Origin of the sequence: Veillonella infantium (assembly GCF_002959895.1) — a bacterium.
Classification (GTDB): domain Bacteria; phylum Bacillota; class Negativicutes; order Veillonellales; family Veillonellaceae; genus Veillonella; species Veillonella infantium.
Genome location: NZ_PPDD01000001.1, coordinates 72,008 through 87,308, shown reverse-complemented (window position 1 = coordinate 87,308; position 15,301 = coordinate 72,008). Strand labels below are relative to the sequence as shown.

Annotated in this window: 11 protein-coding genes and 1 other RNA gene; 10 read left to right on the top strand and 2 right to left on the bottom strand. The window is 40.9% G+C overall.

Features of this window, described 5'->3' with window-relative positions; genetic code table 11:
- Window positions 1–297: 297 nt before the first annotated feature.
- On the top strand, window positions 298–1,113 hold the full coding sequence (locus VCHSUH03_RS00390; RefSeq protein ID WP_105093654.1) for a nitroreductase family protein: 816 nt from the start codon (window positions 298–300) through the stop codon (window positions 1,111–1,113).
- 119 nt (window positions 1,114–1,232) lie between these two features.
- Here the strand turns inward: VCHSUH03_RS00390 and VCHSUH03_RS00385 are convergent, their stop codons facing one another.
- Entirely contained in the window at window positions 1,233–2,051 is an 819-nt protein-coding gene (locus VCHSUH03_RS00385; RefSeq protein ID WP_105093653.1) for a MetQ/NlpA family ABC transporter substrate-binding protein, read from the bottom strand.
- 253 nt (window positions 2,052–2,304) lie between these two features.
- Between VCHSUH03_RS00385 and VCHSUH03_RS00380 the strand changes: the two genes are divergently transcribed.
- The 3 genes from VCHSUH03_RS00380 (at window position 2,305) to VCHSUH03_RS00370 (ending at window position 4,717) form a co-directional block, all read left to right on the top strand.
- Window positions 2,305–3,471: an iron-containing alcohol dehydrogenase gene (locus tag VCHSUH03_RS00380; RefSeq protein ID WP_105093652.1), complete on the top strand. Its 1,167-nt coding sequence runs from the start codon at window positions 2,305–2,307 to the stop codon at window positions 3,469–3,471.
- 249 nt (window positions 3,472–3,720) lie between these two features.
- Window positions 3,721–4,386: an AzlC family ABC transporter permease gene (locus VCHSUH03_RS00375; protein ID WP_105093788.1), complete on the top strand. Its 666-nt coding sequence runs from the start codon at window positions 3,721–3,723 to the stop codon at window positions 4,384–4,386.
- Complete coding sequence (locus tag VCHSUH03_RS00370; protein ID WP_105093651.1) at window positions 4,379–4,717, top strand: branched-chain amino acid transporter permease; 339 nt, start codon at window positions 4,379–4,381, stop codon at window positions 4,715–4,717. The genes VCHSUH03_RS00375 and VCHSUH03_RS00370 overlap by 8 nt, the downstream gene beginning before the upstream one ends.
- Window positions 4,718–4,787: 70 nt before the next feature.
- Here VCHSUH03_RS00370 and VCHSUH03_RS00365 read toward each other — a convergent pair whose 3' ends face one another.
- Complete coding sequence (locus VCHSUH03_RS00365; protein WP_105093650.1) at window positions 4,788–5,639, bottom strand: aldo/keto reductase; 852 nt, start codon at window positions 5,637–5,639, stop codon at window positions 4,788–4,790.
- Window positions 5,640–5,750: 111 nt separating this feature from the next.
- Here VCHSUH03_RS00365 and VCHSUH03_RS00360 point away from each other — a divergent pair, with 111 nt between their 5' ends.
- From VCHSUH03_RS00360 to ffs, 6 genes are all read left to right on the top strand, one after another.
- On the top strand, window positions 5,751–6,869 hold the full coding sequence (locus tag VCHSUH03_RS00360; protein ID WP_105093649.1) for an efflux RND transporter periplasmic adaptor subunit: 1,119 nt from the start codon (window positions 5,751–5,753) through the stop codon (window positions 6,867–6,869).
- 101 nt (window positions 6,870–6,970) lie between these two features.
- Window positions 6,971–7,906 (top strand): DUF2156 domain-containing protein, encoded by a 936-nt coding sequence (locus VCHSUH03_RS00355; protein WP_174683250.1) that lies wholly within the window; start codon window positions 6,971–6,973, stop codon window positions 7,904–7,906.
- 143 nt (window positions 7,907–8,049) lie between these two features.
- A complete protein-coding gene (locus VCHSUH03_RS00350; RefSeq protein ID WP_105093647.1) occupies window positions 8,050–9,243 on the top strand; it encodes a GNAT family N-acetyltransferase in 1,194 nt (397 codons plus the stop codon).
- Window position 9,244: 1 nt separating this feature from the next.
- Window positions 9,245–10,114, top strand: coding sequence for an RluA family pseudouridine synthase (locus tag VCHSUH03_RS00345; protein ID WP_105093646.1), 870 nt, complete (start codon window positions 9,245–9,247; stop codon window positions 10,112–10,114).
- Window positions 10,115–10,411: 297 nt separating this feature from the next.
- Window positions 10,412–14,995 (top strand): glutamate synthase large subunit, encoded by a 4,584-nt coding sequence (gene gltB / locus VCHSUH03_RS00340; protein WP_105093645.1) that lies wholly within the window; start codon window positions 10,412–10,414, stop codon window positions 14,993–14,995.
- A gap of 113 nt (window positions 14,996–15,108) precedes the next feature.
- Window positions 15,109–15,208, top strand: an RNA gene (ffs, locus tag VCHSUH03_RS00335) — signal recognition particle sRNA small type.
- Window positions 15,209–15,301 lie beyond the last annotated feature (93 nt).

Sequence of the window (15,301 nt, the reverse complement as noted above, 5' to 3'; positions counted from 1 at the left end):
TGGAGCAAGGTTAGTTTTATCGATCGAGTATATTTGCCTTTGGGATGGGACACCTTTATAAGTAACGTGATAAAAAAGAAAGTATACACTTGTGCAGCGACATTGCGAAGAACGGAGCAAGCAAGTGTATACTTTCTTTTTTTACCAAGTTGTACTAACGAAACGGGGTCCCATCCAAAAGGCCAATATAGGAACATGGATTAGCTCCATTACAAGTAGATTAATTGGTTAAAACTAGATATCACTAGATTTTGTGTGTTATAATAAGCTTTATAGTAGTTTTGGAGGATTTATCAGATGTTATTTACCGTCAATACAGAAGTCTGTACACGATGCGGCCTTTGCGTAGCTGACTGTCCGACAGGCTTGCTAGTGATGTCCGAAAATGGACCTGTAACTGGCAAAGGAGGTTGTATCTCCTGTGGGCATTGTATTTCTGTATGCCCTACACTTGCTCTTGATAGTGATATGACACCACGTAAAGAGCAAATTGATATCACAAAAGAACAAAAATTAACGCCAGAGCAAGCTGAGTTATTCTTACGCAGCCGTCGCTCTATTCGTAATTATCAAAATAAACCAGTTCCTGCTGAGTTTATTCGTAAGGTATTAAACGTTGCGAGAATGGCTCCAACAGCGACAAATACACAAGGTATTTCCTATATTGTTATTCGGGATAAACAAAAGTTGCGCCGCATTGCAGATCTCGTTCTTGAGTGGATGCATTTAGCTGCAAAAACTGTGCCCATTATGCGTCTTTATGCTCGTGCAGCACAAGCTGAAGTGGATAAAGGTAAGGAATATATCTTGCGCGATGCGCCTGCGTTAGTAGTGGCTATCGGTTCTAAAAAGGATATTCATCGTACTCACGATAGTGGTCATTCTTGCTTGTCTTATGCAGAGTTGTATGCACCAACATTAGGTTTAGGCACTTGTTGGGCAGGCTTCTTTGAACATGCTGGAGAAGCAGAATATAAACCATTATTGGACCTATTAGGTGTACCTGAGGATAAAATCATTGCTGGTGGTATCTTGATGGGCTATCCAAAGGTTCGTTACCGCAATATTGTGGAACGCCAACCATTGGACGTCACATTCGACACTGAAGAATAACCGTGAGTGATACTAAAGAATAAAATAAGAGCGATACTCTAAAAAGTTAGGGTATCGCTTTTTAGCATTATAAATAAAAGAACCGGCCTCTAATTTGATAGAGGTCGGTTCTTGTTTATTTAGTTTGCAGAGGTAATGCTACCTTTGAAAGTATCGTTGATGAATTGTTTAATTGCATCAGATTTGTAAATGTCTGCAATTTTTTTGTAAGTTTCATTGTCTTTGTCTTCACTACGTACCGCAAGTACGATGACTGTTAGTGGTTCATCTTTGGATTCGAAGAAGAAACCTTGTTTTTCTACACTAAGGCCAGCACTTTGTACATAATTCATTGGAATAACTGCAATTGTTACATCATCTAGACTACGAGGTAATTGAGCTGCTTCTAATTCTTGAATCTTTATATTTTTCGGGTTAGATGTGATATCTGCAACAGTTGCTTTGAAGCCGACACCATCTTTTAACGTAATTAATCCAGCTTTAGCTAATAATACTAATGCACGACCACCATTAGTAGGGTCATTTGGAATAGAAACCGTAGCGCCTTCAGGTACATCTTGTACGCTATGTACACTATTACTATATAATCCCATACGCACTAAAAGGGTTTTACCGATTGCTACTAAGTTGGAACCATTTTGTTTATTAAAGTTTTCCATGAATGGCACGTGTTGGTACGCATTTAGTTGAATGTCACCATCAGCAAGAGCTTTATCTGGTGTTACATAATCGGAGAACTCTACAACTTTAAGGTCGATACCTTGTTTTTTAGCCTCTTTTGCAACTGCTTCAGCTACTTGAGCGTGAGGACCAGCAGTAGCACCGATTTTAATTTCCTTTGGTGCCTGACTAGATTGATTTGTATTTGTGCCACAGCCTGCGATGGCGAATGCTAAAACGCCAACGAGAAGAGGGGCAATAAATTTTTTTAATTTCATGTGAACATCCCTTTCTATATACATATAATGGATATATCCTATCATATAAATGGGGGTTTGTATATAGATAAAAACATAGGAGTTGGATATAGATTAAAACTATGGCTTTTACGATAATTGTAAAGTAGAGTTATTAAGTAACTGAAAGTAGCATTATCTAGATATATCTAAAAAAATCGAAATATGATATAATAAAGATAAGTTTTATACAATTAAAATGGTGGAATATAAACTTAATACTTAGGAGGTCCCCATGTTTAACTTTGATTTTTATAACCCTACACATATCGTATTTGGTAAAGATCGATTAGGTGAATTAGATACATTGGTTCCAAAGGATGCAAAGGTGCTCATTACTTACGGCGGTGGATCTGCTGTGCGCAGTGGTCTTATTGATCGTATTGTGAAAGCCCTTGGTAACCGTAAGGTAGAGCAATTCGGCGGTATTGAGCCAAACCCATCTCTTGAAACATGTGAACGTGCGGTAGCTTTCATTAAAGAACATGGCGTAGATTTCGTTCTCGCTGTAGGCGGCGGTTCTGTAGTAGACGCCACAAAACTTATCGTTATGGGAGCTACTTATGATGGCCCTGTTATTGAGGTTATGAAAGCTGGTGTGCCAGAGGTTCCGGTAGACATGGTACCAAATCCATTACCATTTGGTACAGTTATGACGCTTCCTGCCACAGGTTCCGAAATGAACAATGGTGCGGTTATTACTTATGGTGACGGTAAATACCCTGTATTCAGTAGCTTAGTATTCCCTAAGTTCTCCATGCTTGATCCAACATTGACTTTCACATTGCCTGAAAAACAAGTTAAGAATGGCGTTATTGATACCTTTGTGCATACCACAGAGCAATATTTAACATACCCTGTAGAAGGCCGTATTCAAGATCGTTTCAGTGAAGGTATTTTGAAAACTATGATTGAAATCGGCAAAGAAACAGTAGAAAATCCAGAAAACTACGACATTCGTGCTAACCACGTGTGGGCTTCTACCTTGGCATTAAATGGCTTGATCGGTGCTGGCGTACCACAAGATTGGGCAACACATCTTATCGGTCATGAGTTAACTGCGGCGTATCATCTTGACCATGGGATTACATTAGCTATCGTATTGCCTGCATTGTTAGAAGTGAAAAAAGCAGACAAGCTTGAAAAATTGGCACAATATGCTACACGTGTATGGCATATTACAGAAGGTACAAACGAAGAAAAAGCAGACAAAGCGGTTGCTAAAACTCGTGAATTCTTCGAGTCCCTTGGCGTATCTACCCGTTTGAAAGATTATGGTCTAGGCGAAGAAGCAGTTGATAAAATTGTGAAACAATTGGAAGACCATGGTATGACACAACTTGGCGAAAAAGGTGATGTCACACCAGAAGTAGCTCGTGAAATTTTAACGCGCGCTTTATAATCGGATTGATTGATTGAGCAAATAATTTAACTTTTGACAGTCAATCTTTACCATGTATAATATAATAAATTAATAAAAGACACCTCAGGGTGTCTTTTATTGTTAGTGTGATGCTAGGGTTAGGTGCGAATTATTGCGTAATAGATGGTAATGCCATCTCATAATGTACTGATTAACCTATTAAAGAAAGGAGGTAAGCCCTTGAGTGAAATAAAGCGTCAAAGTGCCTTTTCTTTTGCATTTCCTATTATGGTTCCTATGGGACTCAGCTTCTTCTTCCTTGGATTAGGTTTTGGCTTGTATGCTACCAGTCAGGGATTACCTTGGTGGACCGCTCCTGTTTTGGCTAGTACAATTTTTGCAGGCTCTATGGAGTTCGTAACTATTGGGCTGCTGATGGCAGGCTTTGATCCTGTAAATGCTTTTATGCTGACCTTGTTTGTTAATGGGCGCCATTTTTTCTATGGTTTATCTGCATTACAGAGATATGTGAATATGGGGTGGAAATGGTTTCCTACCGTTGCCTGGATGTGTGATGAAAGTTTTGCAATTAATGTATCTACGAAGTTGCCCGATGATGTAGATGAAAAATGGTTCTACTTCCATGTATCGTGGCTTAATTATACCTTTTGGGTGGTGAGTACCTTTGTAGGGGGATTGTTTGGTGATTTATTAGCATCTGTAGATTTGCGTGGTATTGGTTTTGTATTACCTGGCTTATTTATTGTTATATTCCTTGAAATGTTATTTAATGCTAAAAGTAATAATATTCGAGGCTTTGGTGCTGTTGGAGCCGTTGTAGCAGTAGCAATGCTTTTGTTGACGGGAAAATCCTTATTTATGCTTGCTTCTATGGGGTGTATGCTCGTAGTATGTTATATAGCGTATAAGTGGGGAGGTGTACATCTTGACTAGTTTTGAAATGGTCATTACCGTTGCTATTGTCGTAGCAGCTACATTACTTACACGTTTCTCCGCTTTTCTTATTTTTCCACCTGGTAAAAAGGCACCAGATTTTGTACAGTATTTAGGTAAAGCATTGCCTGCAGCTGTTATGGGTATGCTTGTTGTATATACCTTTAAAGATACAATTGTGCTTTCCTATCCTTATGGCATTCCAGAACTTATTGCTTTATTAGTAACTGTTGGCATGCACCTATGGAAGCGAAATATGTTCATGTCTATTGGGGCAGGTACTGTAGTGTATATGATACTTATACAAGCCGTCTTTAATGTGCCTAAATAAATTACAATAAAATAAACCACTTATATCTAACCTTTTGGGGCAGAAGTATAAGTGGTTTTCTTTTTATATTCTATTTTAGTTGTAATAATCTTTCTAGACCTGGTGCCGTGTGGTGATCTTCCAAGAAGTCTTGTTGATCTAATAACTCCATAACGTCCATGTCGATGTTAGTAAGCTTGAAGTCGAACACATCAAAGTTAGCTTCCATATGGCTTACGTTATTTGCCTTTGGCAATGGAATGATGCCTCGTTGGATGTGCCAACGTAAGATGATTTGGTGTTTACTAACGCCGTACTTTTCAGCCAAGCTCTTGATGATAGGGTGGTCAAATACAGGTTGGCGATCACGAGTAAATGGAGACCATGCCATACCTACGACTTGATGTTTACGCATTAATTGTAATAAGGACTGACGTTGGTTAAACGGGTGACACTCAATTTGGTTCACCACAGGTTTTACATTACAGTGATACAACAAGTCTATAAGGCGATCTTCGTAGAAGTTAGAGAGACCTAGACCACGCAATACGTTTTGGTCGTATAACTCCTCCATAGCGCGCCAAGAGCCGTAGTAATCGCCTAAAGGTTGGTGAACGAGCATGATGTCGATATAATTAGTGTCTAATTTCTTTAGAGAGCTTTCAACAGCGCGCATCGTATTATCATAGCCTGCATCGGTGTGCCAAATTTTTGTAGTAATAATGATATCTGTACGATTAACGCCAGATGCTTTGATACCTCTGCCAACGGCCTCTTCGTTGCCGTAGTACGCGGCTGTATCGAGCAAGCGGTAGCCTACACTAAGTGCATTAGCAACGGCTTGCTCCGTTTCTCCTTCGGTGCCTGTTTTATAAGTGCCATAACCGATAGAGGGAATGAAGCTGCCGTTATTTAATATTCTAAAGTCCATCCGTTCTTCCATGAGAACCTCCGTTATATCCATAAATTAAAGGAATTAGCTTTCATACAATTCTAATTGATTTTATGATATACTAAGGTATTGATAAAAATCAATATGACAGGAAGTGACAGAATGAAATTAAATCGAATTTATTCTGTAGTTGCTATGCTTGGTGTTGTGATGATGGCCTTGGCCATTGCTGGTTGCGGTACAAAAACTGTATCCGTTGCTGATGTAACATACAAGGATATGCCGCTACAGATCCATAATGATGCCAATGTAACCGCTCTTAATAAGGCGACGGTAACACCGACGTTGACAGGGCAGGTTGCATATGCTGTAAAAGTAGGCGATCAAGTACAGCAAGGTCAAACCTTGGCCACTGTAGATACATCGGCTTTACAGCAACAGTTGGCATCCTTACAAGGCCAGTTAGCGCAAGCGCAAGCTCAGTCCTATGCGACATCCGTTACAACTACGACGGCAGCGTCTGTAGATAGTGGTCAATTAGCACAGGCACAGAAAATGCGCGAAGCAGGTATGATTACACAAAAAGAATATGATCGCATTGTAGAACGGTCTCAACCACAAACTACGACAGTAACAACTGGTGGTGGCGGTGGTGGTGCCAATACGGCAGCTATCCAAGCTCAAATTGCTCAAGTATCTGCACAAATGGCAGCATCTACAATCGTAGCGCCTATAGCTGGTACGGTAACCGCCATTTACAATGAAGACCGTCAAATGGCCATTGCTGATCGTCCATTCATGATGATTCAACAATCTACACCAATGGTAGCTTCTCTTAGCATCCCTCGTGATGCGGCGATGAAACTGGGTACACCAGATGCCAAAAAGGGTATCAAGGTACTCCTCAAGGTAGGTGACCAAGAGTTACCAGGTGAATTGACCTATGTAGATGTGACCCAGCCAGAAAATGTGCCAAGTGTTCTTGTGAAAGCTACTTTCAATAATGACAAGGGCCTCATCAAGGCTGGTGAGTTCTATACGCTCATCATCGAGTCTGATATAAAGGCGAAGATGTTAACCGTTCCAAGTAAAGCTGTTCGTGAAAACCAAGATGGCAAGTACGTATATGTATTAACTGAAAATAATACGGTTGACGTACGTGTCGTTGAGGTCGGTATGACAGAAGACGATGATGTAGCAATTATTTCAGGCCTAAACGAAGGCGATAAGGTAATTACAACCGACGGAAACTTTGAATTAGGTGAATCTGTTAAATTATAATTACAAACTAAGTGACTTCAATAGAGAATTACGAAAATCCTAATAAATATTAGGCTATATTCGACTTTTACCAATGATGACGGTAACCTCAAAAGAGGAATCTGATAGGAGGGATTATTATTTTAGAATTTAAACGTTTTGAACTAAGAGACAAACCATTAATCGATAAATATTTTGAACAACATCATTACGAAGCATCTGATAATTGCTTTACTACATTGTTTATGTGGCAAGATGCGTATGGTATTCGTTGGGCTGAGGAAAACGGCGTATTGTACATCCAAGGTGGCGGTAAACGTGAACCATTCCTATTGCCTCCATTTGCCGGCAAAGATGCAAAGTTCCTTGATGGTTTGTTACGCGCTAAAGAATGGTTTGTAGAAAATAATTTGCCATTCCGTTTCAAAGGTGTTAGCAAAGTTGTAAAAGAGCGTATGGAAGAGTTGTGTCCTGGTCGTTATGAATTTACACCTGACCGCGACAACTACGAATACATTTACAAATCTGAAGATCTTATCAACTTATCTGGTAAGAGGTTCCGTCAAAAGAAAAATCATTTGAACCAATTCCGTATGCAATATTCTAACTATGAATATATGCCAATTACAGAAGATATCATTCCATTGTGCCGCGAAACAGCAGCATCTTGGGTAGAAACTCATCATGAAGAAGGTATCGAAGATGAATTGGTTGCTATTAACTTATTATTCGATAATTGGGAAACACTAGGCCTTAAAGGTGGCGCTATCAAATTGTTTGGCCGTGTTGAAGCTTTCAGTATCGGTGAATTATTGAATGATAAAATGGCGTTGATTCACATTGAAAAAGCAAATCCAGATATCCGTGGTTTGTATCAAGCAATCAATAATGAATTCATTCGTCATGAATTTAGCGAAGTAGAATTCATCAACCGTGAAGAAGACATGGGCTTGCCTGGTCTTCGCCAAGCAAAAGAATCTTACAATCCAGATCATTTTGCCGAAAAATATGACGCAGTATATGCTAATGAAGCAGATAATGCAACAGGCGGTAAATAAAAATCTGAGCTATGAAGTCGATGCGCTTCATAGCTCATTTTTGTTATAATAGAGGTGTTAGCCTATCTATTTGATTATATTTTGTATCATCATGATGATGCGACAGATAGAGAGTGGTTTTTATACTAAACGAGGATATACTTATGGAATATAGAATTGCAACAGTTCAAGATACGCCACATGTGGAAAATCTATGGGCGTACTGCTTTGAACCAAAGGAAGATCCATTCTTCCAATATTATTTTACAAATTGCTATGAACCAGAAAATACAATGGTTGGTCTTGAACAAGATCAATTATTGAGTACCGTTCATTTGCGTCAATATAATATCAATGTTCGTGGTGCTGTATTGCCTACAAGCTATATGGTAGGTGTTGCTACACATCCAGCGGCTCGTCGTGGTGGCGTAGGTGGTGCGTTGTTAAAGGCTTCTCTTGAAGAACTTCGCAACCGAGGTCAAGCATTGACGATTTTGATGCCTTCCAAGGCTGCATTCTACCAACAATATGGTTGGGAACTCTATGCTCATCAATGGGTGAACGCTATGTCTCTTGAGGACTTGCGCCCTATGACTGATAAATCCTTGAGCTTTGGTTTACTTAATAGCGTTGACCAATGGACATTGCTTGATCCTGTATATAAAACATATACAGCCCATCTTTCTGGGTATGCAGAGCGCGGTGAAAAGGAATGGAAACGCTTGCTCGGCAGCTTCTTTGCAGAAGGCGTGAATATCGCTGTTGTACGCAATGATGAAGGAAGTATCGAAGGCTATGCAGTGTATCGCTTAGGTCAACCAGAAATTCCTGTATCCGAATTAGTTTATACTACACGTCGTGCACAACGAGCATTGTTGAACTACTTCTATAATCACCGTTCTCAAGGCACTACTATTCGTTGGAATGAGGGCCTTCACGATACGTACTATCGATTCTATCCAGATGGTAAAAGCGGACATGCTACCATGCCGTACATGATGAGCCGTATTGTGGATGTGAAAGCTGCCTTTGAGTCGATTCCAGTGAACCCAGAGGCCTTGATGATGCCTATTACAATGACCTTTGGTGTGAAAGATAGCCTTTGTGAGTGGAATGAAGGTCGCTATGAAGTTCAATATGGTGGCGCATTGACTCCAACGGTTAAAAAGGTGTCTGACACATTAGATGGGGACGTAGATATTACTGTTGAAGTCGGTGCTTTGAGCCAACTCTTAATGGGCACATTAACCGCTCGTGATCTTGCTTTTGAAGGTAAACTTTTAGCTAATGATGAATGGCTAGAATTCTTTGATATTCTCTATCCTGAACAAAAAACATATATTAACGAATGGTGGTAATATGAGCTGGAAAACGTATACCGTGAAAGAACCAACAGAATTGACGGTCTCTAAATATGTAAAGGAACGCTTTTCATTATCCTCTCGAGATATTCAAATGATGTTCCGCAAGAAACGGGTGAAAGTAAATAGCCGTGTAGCCCATTCCCAGCGTTCCCTCAAAAAGGGTGATGTATTAACTTTGGTATTACCACAGGATAAAGACTATGGTGTCGATGTAGAAAAAGGGACGATTACTGTTCTCTATGAAGATGCGCATACCCTAGTAGTTAATAAACCTCCATTCATGCTTGTTCATCCTGCAGGGCAAACTAAATCTGGTACATTGAGTAACTATGTGGCTGGATATTATGCGAAAAAAGGTGTAGTTCACAAGGTGCGCCCTGTACATCGTCTTGACCGAGACACATCTGGTTGTATTCTATTTGGTAAAACAAAGGAAGCTCAGCAATATTACACTGATGAATTGCAAGCTGGTCGTATCGACCGTATCTACACAGGCTTAGTAGAAGGCTGTATTAACGAAGATGGCGTAGTTGATGAACCTATTGGTGTTGATCCAGTATTTGATAATCGCCGTGTCATCGATGAATTTGGTCAACCAGCTCAAACGGAATATACCGTTCTTGGTCACGAAGTCAAACATACGCTATTGAAGTTCAAATTATTAACCGGCAGAACACATCAAATCCGTGTGCACATGGAACACATTGGTCATCCTATTGTGGGAGATGCCATGTATGGGACACGCAATAAACCCTATACACGTCAATGCTTACATGCGTCAGAAATCACCTTTGTACCCTATGGTAAGGACGAGGCTATTACTGTAACCTGTGAAGTAGGGGACAACTTTGGTCGTGAGAAGTAGTGATTGTGTATTTGTGTATACAAAAAACAATAGTGATAAAAATGCATAGTCTATGACTTAAAGTCATAGACTATGTTTTTTTTATATTTTCAATTCACAGTGGACAGGAGTATACTATGTATAGACAAAAATTCTATAGAATTTAAAACTTAGATGAGGTTATGGACGGTCACAGCCGATAATATCACTACAGAATGGATTCTTTAGAGGTAGTTTATAGTTTATACTTTCACCAAGCCCGAACGGAACGATGCCGCTGCGCTTGGGATGATCAAGTGATATGAAGGAGTGCACGTTATGGATATGAATCAGAGCACAATTGAGCAACAACGTCTAGATCAAGCTAGACTAGAAGCCAATGGTATGTACAGCAGCCAATTTGAAAAGGATGCGTGCGGTATGGGCTTTGTTGTTAATATTAAGGGGAAAAAATCCCATGATATTATCGATGATGGCTTGCGCATTTTAGAGCGCCTTGAGCACCGTGGTGGTGCAGGTGCCGATAAAGACACAGGGGATGGTGCCGGTATTTTGGTACAAATTCCTCATGAGTTCTTTAAACGCGAATGCGAAGTGCTTGGTATCAATCTACCTGCAGCTGGAGAGTACGGCGTAGGTATGGTATTCGCCCACAAATATGAAAGCCTCCGTAACGAGCAAAAACGCATTTTCGAAGAGGTTGTACGCGAAGAGGGGCAAGTTGTTCTCGGTTGGCGCGAAGTGCCAGTTGATGGTACTAAAGTTGGTCATGAAGCTGCGGCCATTCGTCCATGGATGATTCAAATCCTCATCGGTAAAGGCCCAGATATTACAAATAACAAAGAGTTCGAACGCAAATTATATGTCATTCGTAAATTAGCGGAAAAACGCATCATTCCATTGAGCAAAGAATTATCTAGCGACTTCTATATCGCATCTTTGTCCTCTAAAACAATTGTATATAAAGGTATGTTAACACCTGGTCAATTGCGTGACTTCTACCTTGATTTGAGTGACCTTGACTTTACATCTGCATTGGCTATGGTTCACTCCCGTTTCAGTACGAATACATTCCCAAGCTGGGCTCGGGCGCATCCTAACCGTTTCTTAGTGCATAATGGTGAAATCAATACAATCCGTGGTAACGTAAACTGGATCAATGCTCGTGAAGGTAAGGCAGAATCTCCATTATTCCCAGATATTAAAAAAGTATTCCCTGTAGTAGATGACAGCGGTTCTGACTCCGCTATGTTCGACAATACTTTGGAATTCTTGCACATGACAGGTCGTTCCTTGCCTCATGCTATTATGATGATGATTCCTGAACCTTGGGAACGCAATAATCTCATGAGCCAAGAAAAACATGACTTCTATGAGTTCAATAGCTTCATGATGGAACCATGGGATGGTCCAGCTGCAATGGGCTTCACTGATGGTACTGTTATCGGTGGCGTACTTGACCGTAATGGTTTGCGTCCTGCTCGTTACTATGTAACAACTGATGATCGCGTTATCATGGCATCCGAAGTGGGTGTAGTAAACGAAAACGCTGAAAATATTCGTGCTAAAGGTCGTTTGGAACCAGGCAAAATGCTTCTCATCGATACAGAGGAACAACGCATTATTTCCGACGAAGAAATCAAACAACGCGTTGCTACTGAATTGCCATATGATGAATGGGTAAAAGAACATGTTATCCACTTGTCTGAAATTACTCAAGCTGATGAAAGTGATATTCCAAAAGTAGAAGATTTGTTCAAAAAGCAACAAGCCTTTGGTTATACTCAAGAAGACCTTGTACGTATGATCGTACCTATGGCAAAAGATGGTAAAGACCCTGTAGGTGCAATGGGTGCCGATGCTCCACTTGCTATCTTGTCCGATAAACCACAATTGTTATACAGCTACTTCAAGCAAATGTTCGCGCAAGTAACAAATCCTCCAATCGACTCCATTCGTGAGGAAATGGTTACATCTACACGCGTTATGCTTGGTAACTCTGGTAACTTAACAGACCCTAACAAAGCTGGTACCTATGCATTGTCTATGCGTACACCAATCCTTACTAACCAAGAATTGGCGTCCATCAAGGCTCTTGATTGCCGTCGTATGAAGTCTGTTACATTGCCAATCCTCTTCGACCCAACTAAGGGTGCGGATGGCTTGCGTGATGCATTGAATGAATTGTGCGAAAAAGCAGAAGAAGCAGCACGTACAGAGCAAAATGTATTGATTTTATCTGACCGTGGAGTTGATGAAAATCATGCACCAATTCCAGCGTTGTTAGCTGTAGCAGCTGTTCATAATCACTTAATTAGAAAAGTATTGCGCACAGAAATTGGTCTTATCCTCGAATCTGGTGAGCCTCGCGAAGTACATCATTTCTGTACATTGATCGGTTATGGTGTAACAGCTATCAACCCTTACTTGGCTCTTGAAACTGTACGCGATTTACAAGCTCGCAAACGTCTTGGTGATATTACACCTGAACAAGCAGAAAAGAACTACATTAAAGCAGCTGTAGGCGGTATTATGAAAGTTATGTCCAAAATGGGCATCTCCACAGTTCGTTCCTACCATGGTGCACAAATCTTCGAAGCTTTGGGCTTGAATACCAACTTTATTAATAAGTTCTTTGTAAATACACCAACTCGTATTGGCGGTATTGGTCTTGTAGGCGTTGCCAATGAAGCGTTGGCTCGTTATGACCGTGCTTTCAAATCCGACGAATCTGTGCTTGAACCAGGTGGTTGGTATGGCCCTGTAAAAGATGGGGAAGAGCATTTGTTCAACCCTAAAACAATTGATCTTTTACAAGAATCCCTTATCAACGGTGATTACGCAAAATATAAAGAATACTCTAAAGCGATTCGCAACGATTATCACGTAACATTGCGTTCCTTAATGGAATTGAACTACCCAGTAGGCGGCGGTATTCCTATCGAAGAGGTTGAACCTGAAGAATCCATCGTAAAACGCTTTAAAGCGGGTGCTATGAGTTATGGTGCCATCAGTAAAGAAGCTCATGAAACGATTGCTATCGCAATGAACCGTCTTGGTTCCACATCTAACTCTGGTGAAGGTGGCGAAGATGTAGCTCGCTTCAAACCATTGCCAAATGGGGACAGCATGAACTCCGAAGTAAAACAGATCGCCTCTGGTCGTTTCGGTGTAACTGCGAACTACCTCATCCACGCAAAAGAATTGCAAATTAAATGTGCTCAAGGTGCTAAACCAGGCGAAGGTGGTCAATTACCAGGTAAGAAAGTATATCCTGAAATCGGGAAAGCTCGTCACTCCACTCCAGGGGTTGAACTTGTATCTCCACCACCACATCATGATATTTACTCCATCGAAGACTTGGCTGAGTTGATTTACGATTTGAAATGCGTTAACAAAGATGCTCGTATTTCCGTTAAATTAACATCTGAAGCTGGCGTTGGTACTATCGCTGCTGGTGTGGCAAAAGCAAAAGCAGATAATATCTTAATCTCTGGTTACGATGGTGGTACAGGTGCGGCAGGCCGTACATCTGTAAAACACGCTGGTGTGCCTTGGGAATTAGGCTTGTCCGAAACACATCAAACATTGATGCTCAACAGATTGCGTGACCGCGTTAAATTGGAAGTAGACTCCAAGTTAATGACTGGTTTCGACGTAGCTGTTGCTGCTATGCTTGGCGCTGAGTTATTTGGTTTTGGTACATTGCCACTCGTTGCTGTAGGCTGTAAAATGGCTCGTGTATGTAACCTCAACACATGTCCTTATGGCGTAGCGACACAAGATGAAAAATTGCGTGCTCGTTTCACAGGTAAACCTGAGTACGTAGAAAACTTAATGATCTTCATCGCTCGTGAGTTGCGTGAAATTATGGCTCGCTTAGGAATTCGCTCCGTAGCTGAACTTGTAGGTCGTATCGACCTTGTTCGTCAAAAATCTCAAGACGATAACTTCAAATTGTCTCGCGTTGACCTTAAACGCGTATTATTCCACCCATACATCGATGCATCTGTAGGTCATATGCACATGATTGACCAAGATCATGAATTGGAACGCACATTGGATATGTCCAAGCTCTTGCGTATGTGCCGTCCTGCCATTGAGGACCAAAAACCTATTCGCGCTAAATTGGCTATCAACAATATTAACCGTGTTGTAGGTACCTTGGTTGGTTCTGAGGTGACACGTCGTTATGGTGAAAGCGGCTTGCCAGATAACACAATCAAGTTGAACTTTGAAGGTTCTGCAGGCCAATCCTTCGGTGCTTTCATTCCTAAAGGCATGACATTAGAACTTGAAGGGGATGCGAACGATTACCTCGGTAAAGGTTTGTCCGGTGGTACAATCACTGTATATCCGCCTAAGAAATCTATTTTCGAAGCGGACGAAAACATCCTTATCGGTAACGTTGCCTTCTATGGTGCTACATCTGGTACATCCTATATCAACGGTGTAGCTGGTGAACGTTTCGCCGTTCGTAACAGTGGTATCACTGCTGTTGTTGAAGGCTTAGGCGACCATGGTTGTGAATACATGACTGGTGGCGAAGTTCTTGTACTCGGTAAAATCGGCCGTAACTTTGCAGCAGGCATGTCCGGTGGCTATGCATACATCCTCGATTGCGATGAACGCTATGTAAATACAGGCCTTGTAGAATTACGCCTTGCTAACAATGATGACCTTAAACGGATTAAAGAATTAGTAGAACAACACGTATTGCATACTAACTCCGCTAAAGGCCGGCACATCCTTGAAAACTGGAATAACTTTGTAAACAGATTTACAAAAGTTGTACCTGTAGCATACGAAGAAATGCACGCTGCTATTGAACGCTATAAAGAACAAGGTTTATCCTTGGAAGAAGCACAATTAGCTGCATTCAAAGAAAAATATGCAAAATAATTTCTAATCTAACTGAATATTCTTTAGATAAGATATGTGAAATACCTCTATAGCTTTGACTATAGAGGTATTTTCATGTATAATATTTGTATTGCAATATTGGATCATGGCAGTTCTCGGGCCCGTGCAATGGGGGCCTGTGAATCGTGTCAGGACTGAGAGGTAGCAGCACTAAGCGGTAACCTTCATGTGCCACGGGGAACCCGGGGGCTGTCGTGATCGAATATTGCAAGGCGGCCTGTGGGGCCGCTTTTTTTATGTCTAATCGATAGAGGGAAATGGGTTGTATAAATTAATGATAGAACT

Coding starts and splice junctions, on each gene's coding strand:
- VCHSUH03_RS00390 (WP_105093654.1), top strand. CDS start 298: ATGTTATTTACCGTCAATACAGAAGTCTGTACACGATGCGGCCTTTGC.
- VCHSUH03_RS00385 (WP_105093653.1), bottom strand. CDS start 2,051: ATGAAATTAAAAAAATTTATTGCCCCTCTTCTCGTTGGCGTTTTAGCA.
- VCHSUH03_RS00380 (WP_105093652.1), top strand. CDS start 2,305: ATGTTTAACTTTGATTTTTATAACCCTACACATATCGTATTTGGTAAA.
- VCHSUH03_RS00375 (WP_105093788.1), top strand. CDS start 3,721: ATGGTTCCTATGGGACTCAGCTTCTTCTTCCTTGGATTAGGTTTTGGC.
- VCHSUH03_RS00365 (WP_105093650.1), bottom strand. CDS start 5,639: ATGGAAGAACGGATGGACTTTAGAATATTAAATAACGGCAGCTTCATT.
- VCHSUH03_RS00360 (WP_105093649.1), top strand. CDS start 5,751: ATGAAATTAAATCGAATTTATTCTGTAGTTGCTATGCTTGGTGTTGTG.
- VCHSUH03_RS00350 (WP_105093647.1), top strand. CDS start 8,050: ATGGAATATAGAATTGCAACAGTTCAAGATACGCCACATGTGGAAAAT.
- VCHSUH03_RS00345 (WP_105093646.1), top strand. CDS start 9,245: ATGAGCTGGAAAACGTATACCGTGAAAGAACCAACAGAATTGACGGTC.
- gltB (WP_105093645.1), top strand. CDS start 10,412: ATGGATATGAATCAGAGCACAATTGAGCAACAACGTCTAGATCAAGCT.